The organism is Acinetobacter sp. AG3 (assembly GCF_022343575.1).
GTDB lineage: Bacteria > Pseudomonadota > Gammaproteobacteria > Pseudomonadales > Moraxellaceae > Acinetobacter > Acinetobacter guillouiae.
In genome coordinates this window covers 1,926,772-1,948,942 of sequence record NZ_JAKQZD010000001.1, presented here as the reverse complement: position 1 = coordinate 1,948,942, position 22,171 = coordinate 1,926,772, and the positions used below count along the sequence as shown (strand labels likewise).

The following is a 22,171-nucleotide window of genomic DNA, read 5'->3' as shown; positions in this document are numbered from 1 at the left end:
CAAAAACAAAAAAGCTGCCTTATATAAAGACAGCTTGTGATTTAAATCTAGCCAATTAACGCTATTTTAAATGATTAATACCAATTCATTAACGAAACACCTAGACCGACATAAGTCGCACGGTGATTATAATCAATCAAGCTTTCGCCATAACCATCAAACAATTGAAAATGCCCACGTAACTTGCCTTTAATTGGAAACGCCCAATCAAATTGCATTGCGCCGTGCGAATCGTCCCCACCTTTTAAAGAGTGACGTAGCATCAAAGAAAAATCATTGTCATTCCAGCGATAGAATGCAGTCAAATCACCACGACCGATATAATTTTTAATGTCAGGGTTATTGTCATCCTTAAAATCTTCTTCGATGCGATACCACGGACGCACCATCAAGGCAAAATTATCTTTTTCAAAACCAAGATTTAAAATAACCCGATTCCAACTACGTGATAGCGGATCAGAACGCCCGTTTGACTGATGATTCAAAGTCAAACCCAGTAAGCGACCATTTAAACCCAATAAATTATAATTGGTTCTAAAAATCAAACTTGCTTCAGGTTCGTAATTTGTTTCACGAAATGGACGAGACTCTTCACTGTTATAAACTTGCCAGCGAGACGATTGGGTATAACCAACCCAAACATCACCATTGTTCCCAAAAATATTTTCGGCAGCTTTGGTTTTTAAAGAAATCTGAAATTTAGCTTCCATTGACTTTAAATTTTGATCTTCATCCACGGTGTTTTGAGGATTTGGACTCTGCGGAAATTCATTTTTCTTGCTGGTCCAAAATGCAGGAAGCAAATAAACAGGTTGATTCGCGCGAATATTCCACGTACCTAATTTACTGTCTTGAGAAAGCTCCCAACGTCGATCAAGTAATGAGGTATTTGGATCAATTTTATCACCATGAATGGCAAATAAATTTTCTGCTTTCTGGGTGATTTTATCTTTGAGTGTTTCAGGTTCAACATTGGCTTTTTGAATATCTAAAGCAGCACGTTGCTCTGACACCAAGACTTGCGGAGCAACGGTAGGTGTTTTAAATATTTTATCGTAACAAGCCAAACGGTCAGCATTAGATTCGAGCGCAACACAGGCTTGCGTACTTGCAGGATTCACTTGTGCAGTATCATCTGCATGAGCAATGGTCACCAAACCAAAACTGAGCATCATTAAGATGCTCAGATTCAATGGTGTACGTTCAAAATTTTTGAACGACATAGAATTCTCCAGAAAGAATTTATAGGGTTAATTTACTTTCTTAATTTCAAAACCTAATTGTTCCAACACTTCTTTTTTGGCAACTGGAGCGACTACAGCTCTTACAGGCTTTTGCTCAAGTAAATAAGTTTGTGTGACACGCTTAAGATCGTCAATAGTAACGTTTAATAAGCGCTCGCGTAATTGCTTTCTAAACGCAGGTGTGCGTCCATGAAGCAATGCATAGCATGCAGTAATGGCTTCACCTGCGGGTGAACCAGGTTTATCCATACTAGAAACCAGACCAAGAATGGCTTCTTCAAGCTGATAATCATGCTGCTCTTTGTTTAACAACCAATCTAAACTTGCTTCAAAGTCTTGGAAAGTTTCTGCAAGGCGTGGATCACGATAACTATAGAATCGGAACGAGCAAGCATTGCCATCATAACTTGCGCCCCCACCATATGCACCACCCTTTTCACGAATAGCACTATGCAGGAAACCATTGCGTAAATAGCCTGCAAGCACCATCAACGGCGCCGCATCTGGATGGGCAACATCTACAGCTTGGTAAGCAGAAGCACAAAATTGAACATTGGCTTGAATTAACCACGCTTGATCTGCATTGCTCTCATCCATAGCCACTTGCGTTAAATAGACAGGAGATTGATCAACTGCAAGTTTATCCCAAACCGTTTGCACTTCTTCAACTAAACGCTCTGAATGATGCTCTTCACACACCAATAAAAATTGTTTTGGTGCAAGCATTAAGCCCTTATGAATTGATTTTAACTCATCTATAAACGCATCATATGCAGCTTCATCTTTTTCAATTTTTGCGATCAAATCACCTAGCCAATTCAATGCGCCTAGGCCGGTATTGTCATAATCACGTTTTGCCAACGCACTCATATGACGTGAGGCAATTTGCATGGCATAACTATGTCCAGAACCCGATAAACGAGAAGCCCAACGTGTTTTACGTTGTTGTAAAAGTTCGATAATACGATCTTTTTCATCAAAACGTAGTTGCTCAAAAGCCAATTTAAGCAACTGAATCGCATCAAACTTATCCGTTAAAGATTTGGTTGTTAACGTCAACCATGCACTAATTTGACCTTTGTCATCGGTTTTAGAACGAAGCGAAGCACCCATTCCCAAACCGCCACTGACTGCCGTCTGTAACTGTTGAAGTTCAAGATAATCATATTCGCCCGCACCCACTTCTCCCATGAGAACAGACAGTAAGTTAAAATAAGGCGATTTTACAATTTGATCTGGAATTTGAATCAATACTTGTTGGTAGTAAATTCCATTTGTGCCTGCATGGTACAGATTCAATGGTGTATCTACCCCATTGCAAATCACTTCACGCAATTGGCCTTGAACAATGGCCAATTCAGCTGGAATGTCTTCCAAACCGACTTTAGGCAATAAGCTCAAATCATCTGGAGTTTCTTGACGAATTTTTAAAGCTTCTGTCTGAGCAATAATTTCAGCTTTATCTGCTTCTGACAAAGCCTCACCAATTTTCGCCAAACGTGCTTTTTCATCTTCTGCTTCTTGAGCAGATTTATTTGCATCTGGAACTAAAGTCATTTGTACACGATGCGGATTATCCAATAAATGAACTTGAATCAAGTTGGATAACCACATCGGATCTTTGAGTTCTTCTTTAACTTCTGCAATGGCAGTATCCACATCCCAAGCATGGATTGGATCATTATGATGAATTGCATTGCCCAAACCATTGAGAATCAGTGTTAAACCATACGGCGTACCATCACCACTGATTTCACGTTGATGTAATTCAATTTGATGCAAAATTGCATCGACCATGTCTTTATCGATAGGCTTTGAAGCAACGTCTTGAAGAATATTAAGCACGCCATTTTTAAATTCTTCAGTATGCTCAGGATTTGAACCTTGAACTCCACAATAGAACGTCATTTCATAGTTAGAATCATCTACACCCATGATTGGACCTGTAGACTGTGCATAACCACAAGTTTCTAAATAATGGCGCAACGGCGAAGCAGAGTTTTCTAAAAGAATCCCTTCAACCAAACGCATACCTAGGCGAAGTTTAACATCACTGGTTTTTGGCAATAACCAAGACAAAATATGATAAGTCTTGTCTGTTAAATCTTCTGCATCAACAGCATAGGTTTCTTGTACTTCAATCGGTGCTGTTAGTCTTTGCTCTTCTTTAGAGTAAATCGTTTCGCCTTTACTGAATTTAGACAGCGCCAACTTTTCAAATTGTTCTTGCAATTTATAAGCAGGCTCATCACCAAAGGTCATAAATACTGCATTACTTGGATGATAATGTGATTTATAGAACGCCACTAACTCATCATAAGTTAAGTCAGGAATATCCTTCGGATCACCACCAGAATTATAATGATAAGTCGTTTTCGGGAATAGATGATGCGCAAGCTGATGATAAAGCTGATCTGAAGGTGAACTCATTGCCCCTTTCATTTCATTAAATACCACGCCTTTATAAACAGGCTCACCATTTTCCAACTCAATACGAATACCTTCTTGAGCAAAATCCAATGGATTTAAATTGGCTGCAAAAGCCGCGTCCAAATAGACTTCCAAAAGGTTTTGGAAATCCTTTTTATTTTGGGTTGCAAATGGATAAGCGGTCCAATCAGCTGCTGTAAACGCATTCATAAAAGTATTTAATGAACGACGAATCATCAAAAAGAATGGATCACGTACTGGGAATTTCTCTGAACCACACAATGCTGTATGTTCAAGAATATGTGCCTCACCTTTGGAATCCATTGGTTGAGTACGGAAAGCAACAAGGAACACATTTTCGTCGTGATCAGTTGTTAAATGGTAGTGCATTGCACCAGTCACTTTATGTTTATATTCAGACACTAAAATGTCTAAAGCTTCTACATGGTGTTGACGTACCAGCTGAAACGCAGGATGAACAGTTTGAGATAAGGTTTCAGTGACATCTACAGTCATGCGATCTCCAATATTAAATGTTTATCTATACCTTCAAGTATAACCGAAACTTAAATAAATGCGATTCATTCCTAACACTAATTCTTAGTAAATCAATCAGGATTAACCGTGACTTGCTGCTGAAATATCAAGAATACGCAATGCGATAAATAAAAAAAGTGATGATCAAAGGATTCGATCATCACTGTAAACTTAACTTTTTAACTCAATATTTTTAAATTAGTAATACTTATGTTTTTTCTGTATCCCAACGCTGAGCGATAAAAATACAGATGAAAATCGCAATCAATAATACAGCCGATGCAGTGAAACGACTCAGGGCTAATCCACCATGATCAATCGGTTTATCCAGAAAATCACCAACCACAGCGCCTAATGGTCGAGTAAGCACAAATGCGCTCCAGAACAAAATAACCCTTGAAGTTTTTGTAAATAAATACAAGGCGATGACGATGAGAATCAAAACCACATACAGCACAATCCCACCGCTATAACCCAGTCCTGCTGTATCTGATGACCAATCCACCAATGCAGTACCTAAAGTTTGTGAAAAGGTAATGGTTAACCAATAGAACAGTTCTGCACGAGGCTGATTGATATGTGGTGAAATTGTTCCTTCGACTTTGTACCAAGCATATAAAGTCAACAATACCAAACTGAGTAATAACGTACTTCCACCTAAATAACCAATACCCAGTGAACGATCGACAAAGTCTGCTAGTGTCGTCCCCACTGTCGTACTTGCAATAATGGTAAACCAATATAAATAGGGATGAAAAGCTTTAGCCCGAATTTGAAAATAGACAAAAGCGATAAAGATAAAAGCAAAGATAAAGGTACCGACCAAATACCCTAAATTAAGTGACATTGAAACAGCATCGCCAGCCGTTTCACCAAAAGTGGTTGCAAAGATTTTGGTGATCCAAAACAGTAATGTGACTTGCGGAACTTTAGAAATCAGTACATCTAAATCATTTTGCTTCATTTGATTTATTCAGCAATTATGCGTTAAAAGCTATATTCTATGCTTCGACTTAAAATAGAATTAAAAACGTGATAAAAGTCACTTTACCCTGCTAAAAACTGAGTCATCATTTGTATTTAGCGCTTATCAATACTTCAAAAAAGCGGATGTATGTCTGATCTAGCTTGAGAAGTTTTTATATAAAAGAATTGCTTAGGCTATTTTTTAGTATTTTACCACTAAAACTATTTTTGCAGATCAACACGGATTCATTTCCAAAAATAAAAAGTATCTTAAAGCCTATAGCTGCAAACCAACAGCACCATTTTCAAATGATGCTGTTACTCAGAGTTAGAGGTATAGACCAAGGGATTTACAAATTCACTAAATTAAATATTTAAAGTAATTATAATTTGGGTGATTTGAGACAAAAACATAATTTTGCTTTTGATAAAATGGCGCTGCATCTTTTTCACTACTTAAGCACAATGCAGAAAAATTAGATTTTGCTCTTTTTTCAAGTTCGAGCAATAAACTTTTACCCAATCCAGTTTTGCGATATTCAGGCAATACATAGAAACGGCGTACCCGACCAATTTTATGCTGAGTTTCTGAGTTCTGCTTTGTATCACCATCCTCACTGATTTGAATATTTAAACCACCGCATGCAACCAGTTTATCTCCATCAAATGCAACCAATAAAAATTCACCATGTCGATTAAATTTATTGCTGCCTTGCTGAAACTCATCAACCAAACGTTGAATAAAATGAAACCCTTCTTTTTCAGCAACTACGGCTAAATCTTGAATTTGCGCAGGCAATTGATCTACCTGTTGAATTAAAATATTCACTCAACCTCCAATATGTTTTAGGGTTTGTAGACAGTTTTAGCTTGATGCCTATGTTTATTTCTCAACAAAACCTAACCCAGCGATCTCAATCAATCACATTGAAACAATCTAATTTAATCACGCACACTGATCAACACAATGGCTTAAACTACGCAATAATCGTCTCAAAAACTGGTTTTGTTCAGCACACCAGCAAGTTGTAAAATTCCAACAAACCATATTTGACAAATGTAATTGAAATTTTTTCAACAAACTACTGTAAAGCTGAGCATTCGTGTAAACTTTATGTTTTTAACATTGATGTGATGAAGAACATGGCTACAGTTGACCTTTTTGCAATTGGTAACGCGCTCATTGACCAAGAATTTAAAGTATCAGATCTCTTTTTAGCTGAACAAAATTTGCAAAAAGGCACCATGCAACTCGCAGATGGTGAATCTCAAACTCGGCTATACAATAATTTAAAAGCCAGCCAAAATTATAAAGGTCAAGCATCTGGCGGTTCAGCTGCCAATACCACAGTGGCATTCAGTGCATTAGGTTCTTCAGCATTTTATGCGTGCCGTGTTGGAAATGATGATCTAGGCACAATTTATCTCGATGGTTTAAATGATGCAGGCATCAAAACGTCGAAAAAATCGATCAGTGAAGGTGTTACGGGTACATGTATGGTTCTGGTCAGTGAAGACTCAGAACGTACGATGCAAACTTATCTCGGCATTACCGCAGAACTTTCAGATCTACAAATGGATTTTGAACCTTTAAAAACAGCGCAATGGTTATATATCGAAGGTTACTTGTCTACAAGTGATTCAGCACGCGCAGCCGTAAAACAAGCACGTCAAATTGCTCGTGATCACAAGGTTAAAATCGCATTAACCCTATCTGACCCTGCAATGGTGCAATATGCACGCCAAGGTCTAAATGAATTAATCGATGATGGTGTGGATCTAATTTTCTGTAATGAACAAGAAGCCATGATGTATACAGAAACTGACTCTGTAGAAGCTGCGCTGAATAAATTAAAAACACTAAGCACTGATGTGGTGATTACACTCAGTGAAAAAGGTGCATTAGTCGCAGATCAAAAACAGCATTTTTATGTTCAAGGTCGTAAAGTAAATGCAGTAGATGCAAATGGTGCTGGTGATGCATTCTCAGGTGCTTTCTTATATGCTTTAAATAATGGTGAAAATTTACAAACCGCGGCACAACTTGCTATTCTTATTTCAAGCGAAGTGGTGTCTAAGTTTGGACCACGCCTAGACGTTGCAGAATACGCAAATCTACTCGAAACGTTCAAAAAGGAATGTGCATAAATGTCTGAAAAAATTGCAATGACCGATGAAATTGAAGAGCGTAAGGCACGTGCGTTTGACACAATCACTGGCGATACCATTTTTATCACTCAACGTGATGGCGCATTTTATGCCTACCAAAATGTCTGCCCTCATCTACAAACTGAACTGGAATTTCTGGAAAATCAGTTTTTAGACCAAGACGGCGAATATATTCAATGCTCGACGCATGGTGCTTTGTTTGAAGTTGAAACAGGTGAATGTATTTCAGGACCATGTCTGGGTGATAAACTTGAAAAAGTAAATATTTCAGTCCATTCAGATGGTGGCATTTACATCGAGGACGAATAAGGTTGGAAACTGCCATGCTTGGATTCTTATTTGAACATGAATTAATGCCCTTTCACCTCAGTGTCTTGGCTTTAATTCTGCTGAGTATGGCAGAAACTTTTGGCTACTATATCGGCTTACGGCCAAGTACCTTTCTGAAAAAAATTTCACCAGATTGGCTCATTGAGTCGCCGCTGTTACAAGTTAAATTTTCCAAAGTACTTATTTTCGTTTTTTTATTATTGAATTTTAGTTTTGCAGGCTATTTTTTACAGCTCTCTATCTTTGCAAGCAAACAAGTATTTGCCGCTTGGTATTATGTAGTTTTACCCGCATTGGTAATTGCAATCTTCTTCACCGTGTTTATGATTCATTGTTTGGATCAGGTGATAAAACCTAAAGTTACGTTGAATCAAGTTGACTTGCTTGGACGATTGGCCACAGTCTCTAGTGGTAATGCACGACCTGGGTTTTCAGCTCAAGCACGGGTCCGTGATGAAAATGGACAACTGCACTATATCCAAGTCGAACCAGAATTTGGTGAGTTAGAGTTTCAATCGCAAATCATCTTAATACGTTTTAGAAAATCACATTATATTGCCAAGAAAATTTCGATCTCAAATCATCTATTTAGTTCAGATCAGTATTAAAAGTTTGACTCGGTTGAGCACGTCCAAAACCTTTATTACGTCTCCAGCTGAATCTAATCATAACTTGCCCTCATTTTGGCCAACTTGCAATTTTAGCTTCAATCCGTGCACAAAATGACGCAATTTGAACTTGAGTAAGCGATTCAGCTTTATACAGTGACAACATTTGAAAATGGCATTTTGGTGCGCAGGTACTCAATAATGCGATTTTCAATATGCGTTTTACTGGTTGCCAAAGTACCAAACGATCTACCCACCAAGCTGAACCCAATGAAGTAATCGCCAATGTGTATTTTAGGTTGTCGAGTTTAGGTTGAATTGCACCCAAATCGTTTGCATGATCATAAGCAACTCCAGGAGCCCAAATACGATCAAACCAGCCTTTCAGTATTGCAGGAAAACCAAACCACCAAGTCGGAAAGACCAGTATTAAAGCTTCTGCGGAAAGTAAATCATCTATATTCTCTTTGACAGCAGTTTGTTCAAATGTAGGACTGTAATAACTTTGACGTTCCTCATCTGTAAGTGCGGGTGAAAAACCAGAGGCGTACAGATCTTCAACCACAACTTCATGACCATTGGCAATTAAAGTCGCTATTGCGGTCTTCGCCAAGCTTTGACAAAGGCTATCAGTTAAAGGGTGAGCAATAACAACTAAACATTTCATGGTGATTTCCTTTCAGCTCAATCAGTTATAACTTATTAGATAAAATGAACAAGAATTTAAATCATTGAACTTTAGCAAAAATCCAAATATAGATGAAGTTGTACATAATCAAATAAATACCCAACTATCAAAATAGAAACATCTTTTAACTTTTAATTATGACTAAAATTTAAGCATAAATCACGATTATTGTTCCCCCCATATTTGTTACTCAATTAGATTTTTTCTAAAATAATAAACTCAGCAAAAATTTAAACCAACCATTTTAATCGGAATAATTTTTCACCAAATTTAATTCAAACTAATTTGGTTGGTTTAATAAAATCTAAACAATACTATTTTACTAGGTTTTATTTTTATTAATTACAAGTGTTTTAATCAACTTTAAAATCAGTATAAATTAGTATATTTTTTAACAATACAAATTTTTAAGTTATTGTTTAATTTAAATTTAATAATATATTTTTATTTTAACTGTTTTATCTATTTATTTCTTGTTGCGTTTTGTTTAATAATATAAGCATATTTAAATAATAGGCTTAACGCATGAGCTTAAAACCTAACGATTTAAACCGTCGGCTTGTCAGAGAAATTGCAGTCATATTAATAATTAAGATTGCCCTTTTAATGACGATCAAACATATCTGGTTTGATGCGCCGACTATTCCTAAAGATTTTGATAACCAAGTTGCTGAGCGTATTGCTGGCAGTCCTTCCCAAATCAAGGAGACACGTTGATGATTTCTGAAAGCGTGGTCGATCTTTCGCGGTTCCAATTTGCAATGACCGCGATGTATCACTTTATATTTGTACCACTTACTCTAGGTCTGGCTTTTATTCTTGCCATTATGGAAACCACTTATGTGATTTCTGGTAAAGAAATTTATAAAGACATGACCAAATTCTGGGGCAAACTTTTCGGTATTAACTTTGCTTTAGGTGTAACCACTGGTCTGACCATGGAATTCCAGTTCGGTACAAACTGGGCGTACTACTCTCACTATGTGGGTGATATTTTTGGTGCGCCACTTGCCATTGAAGGATTGATGGCATTCTTTCTAGAATCAACTTTTATTGGTTTATTCTTCTTTGGCTGGGATCGCCTTTCAAAAGTTCAACATTTAAGTGTGACATGGTTAGTTGCGCTGGGTTCGAATTTATCCGCATTATGGATTTTAGTTGCCAATGGTTGGATGCAAAATCCTGTCGGTTCAGAATTTAATTTTGAAACCATGCGTATGGAACTTGTCGATTTTGGTGCTTTGATTTTTAACCCAGTTGCTCAAGTGAAATTTGTTCACACAGTGTCTGCAGGTTATGTCACTGGTGCAATCTTTGTTCTCGCCATTTCAAGTTATTACTTATTGAAAAAACGTGATTTACCATTTGCGCGTCGCTCTTTCGCCATCGCTGCAATCTTTGGTTTAGCGTCTACACTTTCAGTCATCTTATTGGGTGATGAATCTGGTTATGAGCTTGGTGATGTTCAAAAAACCAAGTTGGCTGCAATTGAGTCTGAGTGGGAAACACATCCAGCACCTGCACCATTTACTTTATTTGGTATTCCAAATCAGGAAGAACAACGTACTGACTATGCCGTAAAAATCCCATATGCAATGGGTATTATTGCCACACGTTCACTCGATAAAGAAGTCACAGGGCTTAAAGATTTGATGGTGCAACATGAGGCACGTATCCGTAATGGTATGGTAGCATATAGCGAACTCGAAAAACTTCGTGCTGGTGACCGTTCGCCTGAACTGATGGCATCGTTCAAAGAAAACCAAAAAGATTTAGGTTATGGCTTACTTCTTAAAAAATATACTGAAAATGTAACAGATGCTTCTGAAGCACATATTCAAGCAGCAACAAAAGATACCATTCCAAATGTAACTGCATTGTTCTTCTCTTTCCGTGCAATGGTCGCTTCTGGTTTCTTGATGCTACTCCTGTTTATCCTTGCAACATTTGCTGTGGCAAAACGTAATGCAGAAAATAAACCATGGTTACTTAAATTTGCATTGTTTGCACTACCATTACCTTGGATTGCAGCACAAACTGGTTGGTATGTAGCAGAAGGTGGTCGTCAACCGTGGACTATTGGTGAAGTTTTACCTACACATCTTTCTGCCTCAAGTTTAAGTACTGGTGATGTATGGGGATCAATCATTGCATTAGCCGCGTTCTATACAGTGTTATTGATTATCGAAATGTATTTAATGATCAAATTCTCACGCTTAGGACCAAGCTCTTTACATACAGGTAAATATCACTTCGAGAAACTTGAAGCTCAGCAAGCTCAAACTGGGGAGAATCAATCATGATCGAATATGAACTTCTCAAAATTATCTGGTGGGTTTTAGTCGGTGTTCTACTGATTGGCTTTGCCCTCACAGATGGTTTCGATATGGGCTCAATGGCACTGATGCCATTTGTAGGTAAAACTGATGATGAACGCCGTGCAGCAATCAACACCATTGCACCGCATTGGGAAGGCAACCAAGTGTGGTTCGTGACTGCGGGTGGCGCACTATTTGCTGCTTGGCCTATGGTTTATGCAACGGCTTTCTCAGGTATGTATTGGGCACTCTTGCTGGTCTTATTTGCACTCTTCCTTAGACCTGTTGGCTTTGACTATCGCTCTAAACTGCAAAATACCCAATGGCGTAATTCTTGGGATTGGGGCTTATGTATCGGCGGTGCTGTACCTGCGCTGGTTTTCGGTGTTGCATTTGGCAATATGTTCTTGGGCGTCCCGTTTACTTTAGATGAGACTGTACGTTCAACTTATACAGGTAGCTTCTTTGCCCTACTTAATCCATTTGCATTGGTTTGCGGTATAGTAAGTTTGTCGATGCTGTGTGCACATGGTGGCGCATGGTTAATGCTGCGTACAGATGGTGTATTACGTCAACGTTCTGCTAAAGCAACACAATTGATGGGTATACTCTTCTTAGTTACCTTCTTGGGCGTGGGTGCTTGGTTATATTTTGGTGGCATCGAAGGATATACTTTGGTACAACCATTTAATACCAATGCTGTTGCCAATCCGCTTGCGAAAGAAGTATTAACAACGGGTAATCATGGTTGGATGAATAACTATTCAATTTACCCAATCACCATGCTTGCACCTATTTCTGCAATCCTTGGCGCAATCCTGATTATCTTTGGTGCTGGTAAAAACAAAGCTGGCGTCAGCTTTACAGGTTCTACCTTAGCGGTGACGGGTTCAATTTTAACTGCTGGTTTTGCACTGTTCCCATTCTTAATGCCATCAAGCATTAACCCAACTGTAAGTTTAACTATGTGGGATGCGGTTTCAAGTAAGAATACATTGACAGTAATGACTGTGGTTGCTTCTATATTTGTGCCAATTATTTTAATCTATACCACATGGTGTTATTACAAAATGTGGGGTGTTATCACCAACAAACATGTTCAAGATAACTCACACAGCCTGTACTAAGGCTGTGTCTAAGCAAATAGGAGAATATTTATGTGGTATTTCGCTTGGATTCTTGGGATCTTGATGGCGTGTTTTGCAGGTGTTTTAAGCGCACTCTATATTGAACATCATCAAGATTTGGATGAGGAATAAACCATGACAGAGATCGCAATGACAACAAAACAAAGAAAGCCGAATAAGTTTGCAATGGCCATTTCGTTTTTGATGGCATTGCCTCTTGCTGCGGTATTGTTGATTCACCCTGGCGCAATGCTTGATGCCAATGGTCACTATAACCATAGTGCGCTCATGATGGTGATGATTGGTATTTCAGGTGGCTTTATACATGGGGTAGGATTCCTACCACAGTTTTGGTTATGGAAATGGTTATTTAGCCCCTATGTCGCATGGCCACTCATGCTGTGGGGCTATTACACTTGGTTCTTTAGCTAAGTCCAAAATTTGAAACAATAAAACCCTGATTTATTCAGGGTTTTATTTTAATTGGATGAAATGCTACTCGTAACACTCTTTCTCATTTCGATTAAATGCAAATCTACAACAGGTATGCCTACATTTGCACTTAAAGGATAATCCTCCACTACACCCGTTTGTACATAGCCACGGCGCTGATAATAAGCAATCAATTCATGACGTACACTTAAAACCCACATAACGAAATGCGTAAAATGGCAATGGTTGGATAGAACTTTGTTATGAACATACTGTTCAGCAAAATCTAAAACATATTTGCCAATACCTTGATTTTGTAATGTAGCTGCAATACAAAATGTGCCGATTTCCACATCATATTGGGTAAAAGTCAAACCAATACATGCGACAATTTGCTCATCCAATTCAGCAACAAATAACTGAAAATTATCCTGAGCCAAGGCTTGTTCTAATTGCTTGGCATTGATTCGATTTCCCGTGACAATCTCTGATTCACTGGTCCAACTACGACCTTCTTGTTGTCGATAAGCAGAATTAATCAGATCAACTAAATTTGTAATGTCGGATATTCGTGCTGTTCTAAAATTAAGCTGCATACAATTTGCTTTTTAAAAACTTAAATATAAATAAGACCAATTCAAAAATGACCAGTGATAAGGCAACCTCAATGAGAATTAGCAATTCCCCACTTCGACTAGCCGAACAATGCATTTGGGCAGTTCCCGCAATACATTTAAAGATCAGCTTATAAAATGAGATTGACCAGATATATAAAATACCTAAACTAGCAAAGAAAGCTATAAAATGGAAAATATTAGATTTATTTTGAATGAGTTGTGCTGTAATACGATAAGCTCGATATGGAATCCAGCTAAAAGCAAATAAGCCAATAACGGTAAAAATGATCGCTACTGTATAAAGAAAATCATCTGAGATCAAAAAACTTTCAAACATTTTATTCTTTTTTTCAAAAAAACACGTTGTTATAACACAAAAAAGACCATCGAAATGGTCTTTCAGATTTACTTAAAATTATTGCTCAGCTAACCAAGTCATAAACTTCTGACGTTCCGCCTTAGTTGCATTTTGCCAGATTTGAATCAATTGGCGATCTGCTGAATTGGCGTCACTCACAGTTTGAGTGGTCTTGCTAACTGTGGTTGCTGCTGGTGATTGGCTTGTCGTTGTTGCATATACAGCTGCTGGTTGATTTACTGGCGCTTTGTTACTTGAAGTTAAATCAATCACTTTGCCAAATAAACCAGAACCTAACCAAGGCTTCGCTTCAGTATTTACACCAGTCTGTTGCACCACGAGACGGTTTTTATTGTCATAAATCGCAATCGTTGGTTGTTCTGCATATTTTTTTGCATCTTCAAAACGCTGAGGCGGATTCACTAAAGCAATTTTATAAGTTTGACCATCTTTTAAATCTGGCGCAGTCACTGTAACCACACCCGACTTTAAAATATCATGTTCACCATTTAAATGTTCAAAATACTGTTGATAACGAACACTTACCGCAACTTGACCTGCATCGACTTTATATTCATTCTTTTTACGGATTAAACCTGAATTCACTTCTTGATCGTTCACCGCCAATACTACAATTTCTTCTGGCGCAGATAAGGTGACTGCTGCAAAAACTGATCCGCTTAGCATTAAAGCTAATGCAGCAACGCCGTATTTAAAAGCCATATTGCTCTACTCTTATGTCAAAAATATGTAAAATTTATTGCACTATGCAATGTCGTGATGACAGTTTTATGACAATGGCGATTTGTTCTGATTTTTATAATGAAACTATATTCATTTTACTTATCACATAATTTTATCATTTACTGGAAAAACCATTCATCTGCTTGTCCTGAACGCACATTTTAAAATTATTTTTTCTTATTTATAACTACAGCATTTGAATAGCACACATTCAAAATAAGCATAATTCTAAAAAACAAATTAACAGGATGTTCCCCATGAATAAGAAAACCATATCCAGATTTAAAGCAATCTTAACGAGATGTATCATCGGTATTACAACTGTTTTTGTCGTACCTTATGCCACACAAACAATGGCAGCAACCAGCTATGCCACTCAAGCGAGTCCTGCACAACTGTCAAAACTTGCCTACAATATGAACGCCAATATGGCACAACGTAACCTCAACACATCTGAAAAAAATCTGTACCAGCAACTTTACAACATTGCCAATAATCAAACCACTTTATACGACCCATCTATTACCTCCACTATCCAACAATATGAAAGTATACGTAGCAAAATTCGTCAACAATTTTCAACGGTCAAACAATTGGCGATAAATACTTATGGTAATCAATCACAACAAAAAATAGTGTTGGCGACCAATGCCTTTATTTTGATGTATTACGATGCACTCAGTCGTAATAACCCAAAATTCTTCTGGCCAAATCTGGGGATTTTTGTAGCCAATGATGTCCGTTCAACGTACGCATTAACCTTCTCATTGTCCAATGCTTTAGATCCCTTAAATGTCACCAATGGTCAAAACATCATTATTGCGGGGATGAATGTACCAACATTACAGTCCACCATTGCCCAAGCCAATAATGAATTAATTAATGGGCAAGCCAATGTGATGGCAGATATTGGTGGACTCAGTATTATGCATCAACACTATGATGCTTTGGTGTTAGCACAACAACTGACTGGCTATGGATCTACCCTGACTCAAGCGTTTCAATTACAAAAAATCGCGGATGAAGAAGCGCTTAGATCAGGTATTTATTCATCAAAATTTAAAAAACTGGCTACAAATGCAGCCATTAGCTTTGGTATCCATGAACAGGAGAAAATTTTACAACCGATGTGGGATAAGCCATTAATGCGTGATTTTGCTAAACTTAATGATTTTATGCTCTCACTAAGTTTAGAGAACTTAGGCTTACGTGGTGATATTTTTGTGGGCATCAATAAATTTAAATTAATTTTCACCCCCTATCTGATTATACGCGCACCATTCACTGCAACCAATCTGGCCAATGTACAACATCGTATTGCGATTGCACGCAATGGTTTCAATGTGCTAAATGAATGGAAACAAAATATATTCTTTGCGCCATGGATACCCATCTATCAAGCAGAGATTGGTAGAGGAAATGGCTTATACCAACCAGTAGGCGCACGATAAAGCATTAAACCCCACGATGCACAACATTACACTTTTTTCAAAGCGACTACATTTTGAGCACAGTTTTTGCTTGTTTAATGTTGTGTATATCGCACAATAAAAATACTCAACAAAAAATGAGGTGCAACATGATTTTTAAAGACCATATAGTCCGTGTTGAAAACATTAAAACGATGCAAATGCTGGATAAAGCGAAGTTAGATCATCAGGTTATTGCGATGTTTATGACTTGTGAAGGCATTCCTTTAAAAACCAGTGAAGTGACTGCGCTTTTAAAACAATATGAAATGTTAGGACAGCACAAAGTTCCAGTTAAAAAAGCCAAGGCATTGCTTCAGGCTAAAATGGAGCATTTTGAGGATTCTGAATTACCGTGCCCTGCTGCTTATTAAGGCAGCTAAGCGTTAGGATTATTGTTTAAATCACCTTTTATCGGTAAATAGAATCAATAGATACGTTCTATTTACCGCATTTAAACCATATAAACTACTAAACCATGCAAGCTTGATTTCCCCAAAGCCCCACATTGTTACTTTTGCAAAGGGATTACAAATATTTGCTTTTCAAAATAATAATGTAAACCAGACTGCGCTATTTTATCCTGCAATAATTCTGAATGGTCAATATGTTTTGACGCAACAAGGCGCCCCATATAACGGTTCTCAATCGGATCAATTTGAATATTTTTAAGTGCTTTGAGCAAGAAAATACCATAACGGCATTCTACGTACAGACTAGATAGAAAGATTAAAAATGATCCCATTTCGAAACATCTAAACTTGCACTCAACTGGATTCAATCATTGAGATTTAGTCTTTGAATATCATTGAATAATCATACAATGGGTTCAATCATCATCGAATTGTATATTTTATAAAACATTCATTTTAAGCAATCAGCTTTCATCTATATAGATGTGTATAATGAAAAGTCCTGAATAATTTATATATTTATCTCTATGCTTCAAATTCTGCAAAAACAGCTGGATGAAAGTACATTTTGCCCGCTTTGTCAGGCAAGTATGTATTATGTTGAAGCTGAAGAATTTGAGAAAGAAGTCAGTTTTCACCAATGTAGTCATTGCAATCATCAAGTTTTTCAAAACAATCAACGTAACTGTCATTGTGAAACATGCCAAAGCAAACGACGTAAGCTGATTAAAGAAACTCGCTTGCAAGAAACCCGTAAGCTAAAGAAAAAAGATAATTTTGAACTAGGTTTAGACCAACTCAGTTTTTTACATAAGTTATTTTTACTGAGTATTTTAGACAATCAGGTGCATGAAAATACCAACCATCAAGAGTTTATTGATTGGGAAGTGATTAAATATCACCCAATTACCCCCAATTACTATTTCCAAAGTCAACTTCTCAATCAACTGATTAAAGACAATGTATTTGTTGCCAAAGATTTTAGTGATGATGCACATCAATACTATATCAATGTCCGTTTGGATGGTTATTCCGAACCGAGTATGTTTAGTATCGCAACACAACTACGCCACTGGTTCTATGAAAATCTAAGCCAAGGTATCCCATTTAAAACATCCGAAGAAGTCAAAAATGCACTCTATGTTGTGCTGTATCAAGAAATTGTACAGTTTACCCAACATTATTGCCGCACGTGGGGTATCCAGATTTCGGGCAATAAAAACTTCCAAATCTTCTGTTATCACCTACTCGACACATTGGCTGTTGGACAAATTTTCTATCTCATTCAGACTGCACTTGAATATCTATATCAAAAAAAGGCGCTACAAGTTCGTAACGAAAACTTTATTAATACCAATATTCTCAAGAAAACAGTGCAACAATATCGAGAACGTGCAATTGCTGAAAAATGGGAAACATCAACCCTACCACGCCCACCAAATATTCCATTGAGTAGGATGAGTGAAATACTGTTTTATCGGTTTTTGGGCTACGATGAAGGTATCTTCTTTCAACCTGTGTGGAAATCTTGGAAAAAGATTGAACCACGCTTAAATTTCTATTCACAAAAGCGCTGTATGTATTGTGGCTCAAACGAATTAACGGTTGAGTATGATGCACAAAATTATGTGACATTATTTTGTCGCAGTTGCAAACACCAAGACCACTATTTTACTCAGTAAGGAGCATTTATGAATCATCCTGAAAATATTACACATTCTCAAACGGATCAACTTCATACCCACACTGATGTCATTTTACAAAAAGTTGTGGATGCTTGGACTGAGTTACAAACTCAACAGCCCTTAGTACAGTGTATTACCAACAGTGTTGCAGCAAATTATGCAGCCAACGTCTTATTGGCTGCTGGGGCTTCACCTGCGATGATTGATAACCCATTTGAGGCGGAAAGCTTTGCTTCTATTACTGCGGCATTAAGTATCAATGTGGGAACGCCGACCTCTGAACAAATGCAGGCCATGCAAATTTCAGCACAAACTGTAGCAAGTAAAAATACACCGTGGGTTCTCGACCCTGTTGGTTATGGTGCATTTCTCAAATGGCGCAGTGAAATGGTTGATCAATTGGTTTTGCTTAAACCGACTGTTATTCGTGGTAATGCCTCAGAGATCAGTGCACTTGCAGGTAATCAAGTTGAATCCAAAGGTGTAGACAGTACTGTGTCAAGCAATGAAGTGTATTTACAGGCTTTAGCACTTTTAACCCATACCGAATGTGTTGCAATTTCTGGTGAATCTGACTTTATCCTTTCTAAACAGCTCAATAGCGTGATTCAGGTCAATGGTGGAAGCTATTTACAGCCTAAAGTCACGGCAACAGGTTGCGCTTTAGGGGCATTAATTGCTGCGTATAGTGCAGTCACAACAGCCACGATTGCAACAATCTCTGCACATATCCATTTTGCGATTGCAGGAAAATTGGCTTTTGAAAAAACCCAAGCTGTTGGAAGCTTTAATGTTTCATTTTTAGATGAAATATATCAAATGAGTGCAGATAAAATTTGGCAATATGCAGACATAGAAGTTTTAAGTCTTTAGACTAAACATATAAATTTGCTTTTTAGCATTAAAATTAAGCTTAAACCTATGGAATCACTGATGTCATTACGAGAAGAAGAAAAATTGTTTTGGGACGCAATAGACCAGTCGAATCACAACAAAGATGCTCACTGGTCTGACTATGATATTGACCAGCATTTACAAGATCTTGTGCAATATTTATCTCAATTAGATAAACAACAACTGATTACTTTTGAAAAAACACTCCAGCTCAAACTCTCACAACTCTATAGTGCTGAAATCGCAGAACTCTCGACAATTCTAGAATCTGATTTTACTGAAAAAGATGGTATTTTCAATTTCGATGCTTATCTATCAGATGATGGTTTTATTTATTTTAGATGTTGGTTAATCCTCAAAGGTAAGGAATTCTTTGATGACATACAAGAAGATATTCAAAACTTTGTTAGCGGAAAATATAGTTTTGATATAGGCGACACTTGGGCTGAGGGTCTACTCTATGTTGCTGATGAGGCATATAGCGTTCATCATGAAAATGAAGAAGAGTCTGAGATTCGTGATGCGGTATATTTACAACATCCAGAACATCACTATGATTTTGCAGCGGGCGAGATTGAAAGAGATTTACTCAATGGTGCTGAGTTACAAGCGCGATATCCAAAACTGGTTAAAGCAATATGCGAACTCAGAAGTGAATAAGTAAAAGATTGGGGCTTATTTTTTAAGCCCCAAGCTGATTATTTTTGCACAAAAACTTTTTTATAAATTTCTCGTGGCATTTCAGCAAACTCTACACAGAGCTGAATTTCTAAACCCTGTGCACAATAATCTTCAAATGACTGTAAAAATTGCGATAAATTTTCAGTCATTAAGTCTTTTTGTGGTTCAGTACGACCACTTAGACCTTGTAAACGTACAAAAATAAATGCTTGATTACTCTGTTCGCCGCTTTCATCCCCAAAGCCAATCAAATAATCCGAAACTGATTGAATACGGGATTTAATATCATGTGCTTGCCCCACTAAACCTGTATCAAACAGTGCATGATTTAAGCCCAACATCAATTTCTTTTTATCTAAATTTTGAATATTGTCAGAATAATCAATAAACATTTGTGGCATGGTATTAACCGTTTGAAAGCACTAGATATTGATAAGAATTATAGCATTAACATATAAAAAAACTGTAAAATTAACGCTAAATTAACATTTTAGCGCTTAGATTTATGAGAACGGTAAAAGAAAAAGCAAGCCGTAGAGGTGTTATTTTTTTTAGCTTACTTTTAGCTCTACAAATTTACTTCCAAATACTAAATTTTCTAAATGATAAGGAATTCGAGATAAATCAAATACTAATCTATATTTCGTTGATTTTAATCTGTAAATATTACTTTAAGTTTGAATCTTTTTTAAAAGCTAGACATTGGGCTTAAGTTAGCATCTTAATTATTTCAAACATTTTATTTTTTTACACTACATTGATTATATTTTTCAGCTGTATCAATATTCCACAAGCTAAAACCATTCTCTCTTGCTTATTTTAGTTTTAGCATTTGTGGCATATATCCCATAAATGAATCTTAGCTAATTCATATTACGAAGCACTTGCATAATTAAGATTATACCGATTTTAGAGACTCTACATAAATATAGAGTCTCCTTAATTTAAATTCTGGCATGTGTGCCATACTTATCGATCATAATTGAACTCGCTTCATTTAAACCACGTACTGTGACGTTGATTCCATTCTTACGAAATTTGCTTACAACAGAGTCCAACATCGCAACAGATGTGACATCCCAAATATGGGAGTGAGTCAAATCAATAATGACATCTGAAATTTTCTCATTGAAGTCAAAACTTTGCATAAATTTTTCAGAAGAGCTAAAGAAAATCTGACCGCTTAAATCATATAAACGTGCTGAACCTTCAAAAGTAGACTTCACCTGAATATCATCTTCTAATTTAATGGCAAGAAATAGCGCTGAAAGCAAAACGCCACTGAGTACACCTAATGCGAGGTTATGAGTAGCCACGACCACTATGACGGTCACGATCATCACAGCATTACTACTTTTAGGATTTGCTTTAAAGCTAGTTAGAGAACGCCATTCAAAGGTACTAATAGAGACCATAATCATTACAGCAACCAATGCAGCCATCGGAATCACTTTGAGCCAGTCACTAATAAATACAACAAGAATAAGAAGAAAAATACCCGCTGAGAATGTTGATAAGCGAGAAAAACCGCCTGATTTCACATTAATCATAGATTGACCAATCATTGCGCAACCCGCCATTCCTCCCATAAAACCAGATGCAATATTCGCGATTCCTTGCCCTTTGCATTCCTGATATTTATCACTTGGTGTATCAGTCATTTCATCCACGATCGTCGCTGTCATCATAGATTCAAGTAAACCAACTGCCGCTAATGCGAATGAATACGGCAAGATAATTTTCAATGTTTCAACATTCAAAGGGATGTCTGGAAGTAAAAATATTGGAAGCGTATCAGGCAAAGCCCCCATATCCCCAACTGTTCGCACATCAAATCCAAGACTCATTGCCAATATCGTAATTGCAATAATACACACAAGCGGTGAAGGCAGTATTTTTCCTAATTTTGGAATGAGCGGAAATAAATAAATGATTACCAAACCTAATGCAACCAAAGCATAAACATGCCACGTCACATTCACAAATTCAGGCAACTGAGCCATAAAAATTAAGATAGCTAAAGCATTCACAAAGCCAATCACTACAGATTTAGAAACAAACCGCATTAACTTCGCTAACTTCAAATAGCCTGCAAATATTTGAATCACACCCGTTAAAATTGTTGCAGCAAGTAAATATTCAAGGCCATGCTCTTTTACTAAAGTGACCATAAGCAATGCCATAGCGCCTGTTGCTGCTGAAATCATTGCTGGACGCCCCCCAACAAACGAAATCACGACGGCAATACAAAATGATGCATATAAACCCACTTTTGGATCTACACCAGCAATAATTGAAAAAGCGATAGCTTCAGGGATGAGTGCAAGCCCCACAACAAGTCCAGCAAGCACATCCCCACGGATGTTAGAGAACCATTGTTCTCGGATATTAGATAACATAAATAGCGCCTATTTTTTTGATTTTTTGATAGGCTAGTGATGTGATATACGACACACAAACG

At 37.3% G+C, this 22,171-nt stretch carries 24 protein-coding genes; 13 read left to right on the top strand and 11 right to left on the bottom strand.

Annotated features, from left to right (window positions below):
- Positions 1 to 74 precede the first annotated feature (74 nt).
- The 4 genes from L3V46_RS09010 to L3V46_RS08995 all read right to left on the bottom strand — a co-directional run bounded on the left by L3V46_RS09010 (position 75) and on the right by L3V46_RS08995 (position 6,006).
- On the bottom strand, positions 75 to 1,223 hold the full coding sequence (locus L3V46_RS09010) for a phospholipase A (protein WP_004822164.1): 1,149 nt from the start codon (positions 1,221 to 1,223) through the stop codon (positions 75 to 77).
- Between the two features lie 27 nt (positions 1,224 to 1,250).
- Positions 1,251 to 4,190, bottom strand: a complete 2,940-nt coding sequence (locus L3V46_RS09005) for an insulinase family protein (RefSeq protein ID WP_239045474.1) — start codon at positions 4,188 to 4,190, stop codon at positions 1,251 to 1,253.
- A gap of 229 nt (positions 4,191 to 4,419) precedes the next feature.
- Complete coding sequence (locus tag L3V46_RS09000) at positions 4,420 to 5,175, bottom strand: hypothetical protein (protein WP_239045473.1); 756 nt, start codon at positions 5,173 to 5,175, stop codon at positions 4,420 to 4,422.
- Positions 5,176 to 5,538: 363 nt separating this feature from the next.
- Positions 5,539 to 6,006: a GNAT family N-acetyltransferase gene (locus L3V46_RS08995; RefSeq protein WP_239045472.1), complete on the bottom strand. Its 468-nt coding sequence runs from the start codon at positions 6,004 to 6,006 to the stop codon at positions 5,539 to 5,541.
- Positions 6,007 to 6,320: 314 nt separating this feature from the next.
- Here L3V46_RS08995 and L3V46_RS08990 point away from each other — a divergent pair, with 314 nt between their 5' ends.
- Genes L3V46_RS08990 through L3V46_RS08980 form a run of 3 tightly spaced genes read left to right on the top strand, consistent with a single transcriptional unit; the run spans position 6,321 to position 8,284 of the window.
- On the top strand, positions 6,321 to 7,325 hold the full coding sequence (locus tag L3V46_RS08990) for an adenosine kinase (protein ID WP_004822172.1): 1,005 nt from the start codon (positions 6,321 to 6,323) through the stop codon (positions 7,323 to 7,325).
- A gap of 18 nt (positions 7,326 to 7,343) precedes the next feature.
- Positions 7,344 to 7,655: a Rieske (2Fe-2S) protein gene (locus tag L3V46_RS08985; protein WP_239046765.1), complete on the top strand. Its 312-nt coding sequence runs from the start codon at positions 7,344 to 7,346 to the stop codon at positions 7,653 to 7,655.
- A gap of 14 nt (positions 7,656 to 7,669) precedes the next feature.
- On the top strand, positions 7,670 to 8,284 hold the full coding sequence (locus L3V46_RS08980; protein ID WP_004822174.1) for an OB-fold-containig protein: 615 nt from the start codon (positions 7,670 to 7,672) through the stop codon (positions 8,282 to 8,284).
- Between the two features lie 70 nt (positions 8,285 to 8,354).
- Here L3V46_RS08980 and L3V46_RS08975 read toward each other — a convergent pair whose 3' ends face one another.
- The gene (locus tag L3V46_RS08975) at positions 8,355 to 8,951 is read right to left on the bottom strand and encodes an NAD(P)H-dependent oxidoreductase (protein WP_239045471.1); all 597 of its coding nucleotides are present in this window, start codon (positions 8,949 to 8,951) and stop codon (positions 8,355 to 8,357) included.
- 546 nt (positions 8,952 to 9,497) lie between these two features.
- Between L3V46_RS08975 and cydP the strand changes: the two genes are divergently transcribed.
- The 5 genes from cydP to L3V46_RS08950 are packed head-to-tail and all read left to right on the top strand — an operon-like array spanning position 9,498 to position 12,849.
- On the top strand, positions 9,498 to 9,689 hold the full coding sequence (gene cydP / locus L3V46_RS08970) for a cytochrome oxidase putative small subunit CydP (RefSeq protein ID WP_004719678.1): 192 nt from the start codon (positions 9,498 to 9,500) through the stop codon (positions 9,687 to 9,689).
- Positions 9,689 to 11,275, top strand: coding sequence for a cytochrome ubiquinol oxidase subunit I (locus L3V46_RS08965; protein ID WP_239045470.1), 1,587 nt, complete (start codon positions 9,689 to 9,691; stop codon positions 11,273 to 11,275). Before cydP ends, L3V46_RS08965 begins: the two co-directional genes overlap by 1 nt.
- Positions 11,272 to 12,417 carry a cytochrome d ubiquinol oxidase subunit II gene (gene cydB / locus L3V46_RS08960; protein WP_004719675.1) on the top strand — a complete coding sequence of 382 codons (1,146 nt, stop codon included), beginning with the start codon at positions 11,272 to 11,274 and terminating at the stop codon, positions 12,415 to 12,417. Before L3V46_RS08965 ends, cydB begins: the two co-directional genes overlap by 4 nt.
- A gap of 30 nt (positions 12,418 to 12,447) precedes the next feature.
- Positions 12,448 to 12,549 carry a cytochrome bd-I oxidase subunit CydX gene (gene cydX, locus L3V46_RS08955; protein WP_002120988.1) on the top strand — a complete coding sequence of 34 codons (102 nt, stop codon included), beginning with the start codon at positions 12,448 to 12,450 and terminating at the stop codon, positions 12,547 to 12,549.
- Positions 12,550 to 12,552: 3 nt separating this feature from the next.
- Positions 12,553 to 12,849 carry a cyd operon YbgE family protein gene (locus tag L3V46_RS08950; RefSeq protein WP_004719673.1) on the top strand — a complete coding sequence of 99 codons (297 nt, stop codon included), beginning with the start codon at positions 12,553 to 12,555 and terminating at the stop codon, positions 12,847 to 12,849.
- Positions 12,850 to 12,896: 47 nt separating this feature from the next.
- On the opposite strand, the gene L3V46_RS08945 is transcribed toward L3V46_RS08950, so the two are convergent.
- The 3 genes from L3V46_RS08945 to L3V46_RS08935 form a co-directional block, all read right to left on the bottom strand.
- Positions 12,897 to 13,445: a GNAT family N-acetyltransferase gene (locus tag L3V46_RS08945; protein ID WP_239045469.1), complete on the bottom strand. Its 549-nt coding sequence runs from the start codon at positions 13,443 to 13,445 to the stop codon at positions 12,897 to 12,899.
- The gene (locus L3V46_RS08940; protein WP_239045468.1) at positions 13,435 to 13,803 is read right to left on the bottom strand and encodes a hypothetical protein; all 369 of its coding nucleotides are present in this window, start codon (positions 13,801 to 13,803) and stop codon (positions 13,435 to 13,437) included. Before L3V46_RS08940 ends, L3V46_RS08945 begins: the two co-directional genes overlap by 11 nt.
- A 78-nt stretch (positions 13,804 to 13,881) precedes the next feature.
- On the bottom strand, positions 13,882 to 14,547 hold the full coding sequence (locus tag L3V46_RS08935; protein ID WP_239045467.1) for a DUF2057 domain-containing protein: 666 nt from the start codon (positions 14,545 to 14,547) through the stop codon (positions 13,882 to 13,884).
- Between the two features lie 278 nt (positions 14,548 to 14,825).
- Between L3V46_RS08935 and L3V46_RS08930 the strand changes: the two genes are divergently transcribed.
- Together L3V46_RS08930 and L3V46_RS08925 are read left to right on the top strand one after the other, a co-directional pair.
- Positions 14,826 to 16,019, top strand: coding sequence for a hypothetical protein (locus L3V46_RS08930; protein ID WP_239045466.1), 1,194 nt, complete (start codon positions 14,826 to 14,828; stop codon positions 16,017 to 16,019).
- 128 nt (positions 16,020 to 16,147) lie between these two features.
- Entirely contained in the window at positions 16,148 to 16,411 is a 264-nt protein-coding gene (locus tag L3V46_RS08925; RefSeq protein ID WP_004822185.1) for a hypothetical protein, read from the top strand.
- A 137-nt stretch (positions 16,412 to 16,548) separates the two neighbouring features.
- Here L3V46_RS08925 and L3V46_RS08920 read toward each other — a convergent pair whose 3' ends face one another.
- Positions 16,549 to 16,782, bottom strand: coding sequence for a DUF6678 family protein (locus tag L3V46_RS08920; RefSeq protein WP_239045465.1), 234 nt, complete (start codon positions 16,780 to 16,782; stop codon positions 16,549 to 16,551).
- 195 nt (positions 16,783 to 16,977) lie between these two features.
- Here L3V46_RS08920 and L3V46_RS08915 point away from each other — a divergent pair, with 195 nt between their 5' ends.
- The 3 genes from L3V46_RS08915 to L3V46_RS08905 are packed head-to-tail and all read left to right on the top strand — an operon-like array spanning position 16,978 to position 19,689.
- Positions 16,978 to 18,132: a hypothetical protein gene (locus L3V46_RS08915; protein ID WP_004719663.1), complete on the top strand. Its 1,155-nt coding sequence runs from the start codon at positions 16,978 to 16,980 to the stop codon at positions 18,130 to 18,132.
- A gap of 9 nt (positions 18,133 to 18,141) precedes the next feature.
- Positions 18,142 to 19,008: a hydroxyethylthiazole kinase gene (gene thiM, locus L3V46_RS08910; protein ID WP_239045464.1), complete on the top strand. Its 867-nt coding sequence runs from the start codon at positions 18,142 to 18,144 to the stop codon at positions 19,006 to 19,008.
- A 60-nt stretch (positions 19,009 to 19,068) separates the two neighbouring features.
- The gene (locus L3V46_RS08905; protein ID WP_239045463.1) at positions 19,069 to 19,689 is read left to right on the top strand and encodes a DUF4240 domain-containing protein; all 621 of its coding nucleotides are present in this window, start codon (positions 19,069 to 19,071) and stop codon (positions 19,687 to 19,689) included.
- A gap of 38 nt (positions 19,690 to 19,727) precedes the next feature.
- Here L3V46_RS08905 and L3V46_RS08900 read toward each other — a convergent pair whose 3' ends face one another.
- Together L3V46_RS08900 and L3V46_RS08895 are read right to left on the bottom strand one after the other, a co-directional pair.
- Positions 19,728 to 20,111 carry a 5-carboxymethyl-2-hydroxymuconate isomerase gene (locus tag L3V46_RS08900; RefSeq protein WP_239045462.1) on the bottom strand — a complete coding sequence of 128 codons (384 nt, stop codon included), beginning with the start codon at positions 20,109 to 20,111 and terminating at the stop codon, positions 19,728 to 19,730.
- A 543-nt stretch (positions 20,112 to 20,654) separates the two neighbouring features.
- Entirely contained in the window at positions 20,655 to 22,109 is a 1,455-nt protein-coding gene (locus L3V46_RS08895; protein ID WP_239045461.1) for a SulP family inorganic anion transporter, read from the bottom strand.
- Between the last annotated feature and the right edge of the window lie 62 nt (positions 22,110 to 22,171).

Coding starts and splice junctions, on each gene's coding strand:
- L3V46_RS08980 (WP_004822174.1), top strand. CDS start 7,670: ATGCTTGGATTCTTATTTGAACATGAATTAATGCCCTTTCACCTCAGT.
- cydP (WP_004719678.1), top strand. CDS start 9,498: ATGAGCTTAAAACCTAACGATTTAAACCGTCGGCTTGTCAGAGAAATT.
- L3V46_RS09000 (WP_239045473.1), bottom strand. CDS start 5,175: ATGAAGCAAAATGATTTAGATGTACTGATTTCTAAAGTTCCGCAAGTC.
- thiM (WP_239045464.1), top strand. CDS start 18,142: ATGAATCATCCTGAAAATATTACACATTCTCAAACGGATCAACTTCAT.
- L3V46_RS08925 (WP_004822185.1), top strand. CDS start 16,148: ATGATTTTTAAAGACCATATAGTCCGTGTTGAAAACATTAAAACGATG.
- L3V46_RS08935 (WP_239045467.1), bottom strand. CDS start 14,547: ATGGCTTTTAAATACGGCGTTGCTGCATTAGCTTTAATGCTAAGCGGA.
- L3V46_RS08940 (WP_239045468.1), bottom strand. CDS start 13,803: ATGTTTGAAAGTTTTTTGATCTCAGATGATTTTCTTTATACAGTAGCG.
- cydB (WP_004719675.1), top strand. CDS start 11,272: ATGATCGAATATGAACTTCTCAAAATTATCTGGTGGGTTTTAGTCGGT.
- L3V46_RS08920 (WP_239045465.1), bottom strand. CDS start 16,782: ATGGGATCATTTTTAATCTTTCTATCTAGTCTGTACGTAGAATGCCGT.
- L3V46_RS09010 (WP_004822164.1), bottom strand. CDS start 1,223: ATGTCGTTCAAAAATTTTGAACGTACACCATTGAATCTGAGCATCTTA.
- L3V46_RS08985 (WP_239046765.1), top strand. CDS start 7,344: ATGACCGATGAAATTGAAGAGCGTAAGGCACGTGCGTTTGACACAATC.
- L3V46_RS08930 (WP_239045466.1), top strand. CDS start 14,826: ATGAATAAGAAAACCATATCCAGATTTAAAGCAATCTTAACGAGATGT.
- cydX (WP_002120988.1), top strand. CDS start 12,448: ATGTGGTATTTCGCTTGGATTCTTGGGATCTTGATGGCGTGTTTTGCA.
- L3V46_RS08950 (WP_004719673.1), top strand. CDS start 12,553: ATGACAGAGATCGCAATGACAACAAAACAAAGAAAGCCGAATAAGTTT.
- L3V46_RS09005 (WP_239045474.1), bottom strand. CDS start 4,190: ATGACTGTAGATGTCACTGAAACCTTATCTCAAACTGTTCATCCTGCG.
- L3V46_RS08895 (WP_239045461.1), bottom strand. CDS start 22,109: ATGTTATCTAATATCCGAGAACAATGGTTCTCTAACATCCGTGGGGAT.
- L3V46_RS08965 (WP_239045470.1), top strand. CDS start 9,689: ATGATTTCTGAAAGCGTGGTCGATCTTTCGCGGTTCCAATTTGCAATG.
- L3V46_RS08975 (WP_239045471.1), bottom strand. CDS start 8,951: ATGAAATGTTTAGTTGTTATTGCTCACCCTTTAACTGATAGCCTTTGT.
- L3V46_RS08900 (WP_239045462.1), bottom strand. CDS start 20,111: ATGCCACAAATGTTTATTGATTATTCTGACAATATTCAAAATTTAGAT.
- L3V46_RS08945 (WP_239045469.1), bottom strand. CDS start 13,445: ATGCAGCTTAATTTTAGAACAGCACGAATATCCGACATTACAAATTTA.
- L3V46_RS08990 (WP_004822172.1), top strand. CDS start 6,321: ATGGCTACAGTTGACCTTTTTGCAATTGGTAACGCGCTCATTGACCAA.
- L3V46_RS08905 (WP_239045463.1), top strand. CDS start 19,069: ATGTCATTACGAGAAGAAGAAAAATTGTTTTGGGACGCAATAGACCAG.
- L3V46_RS08915 (WP_004719663.1), top strand. CDS start 16,978: ATGCTTCAAATTCTGCAAAAACAGCTGGATGAAAGTACATTTTGCCCG.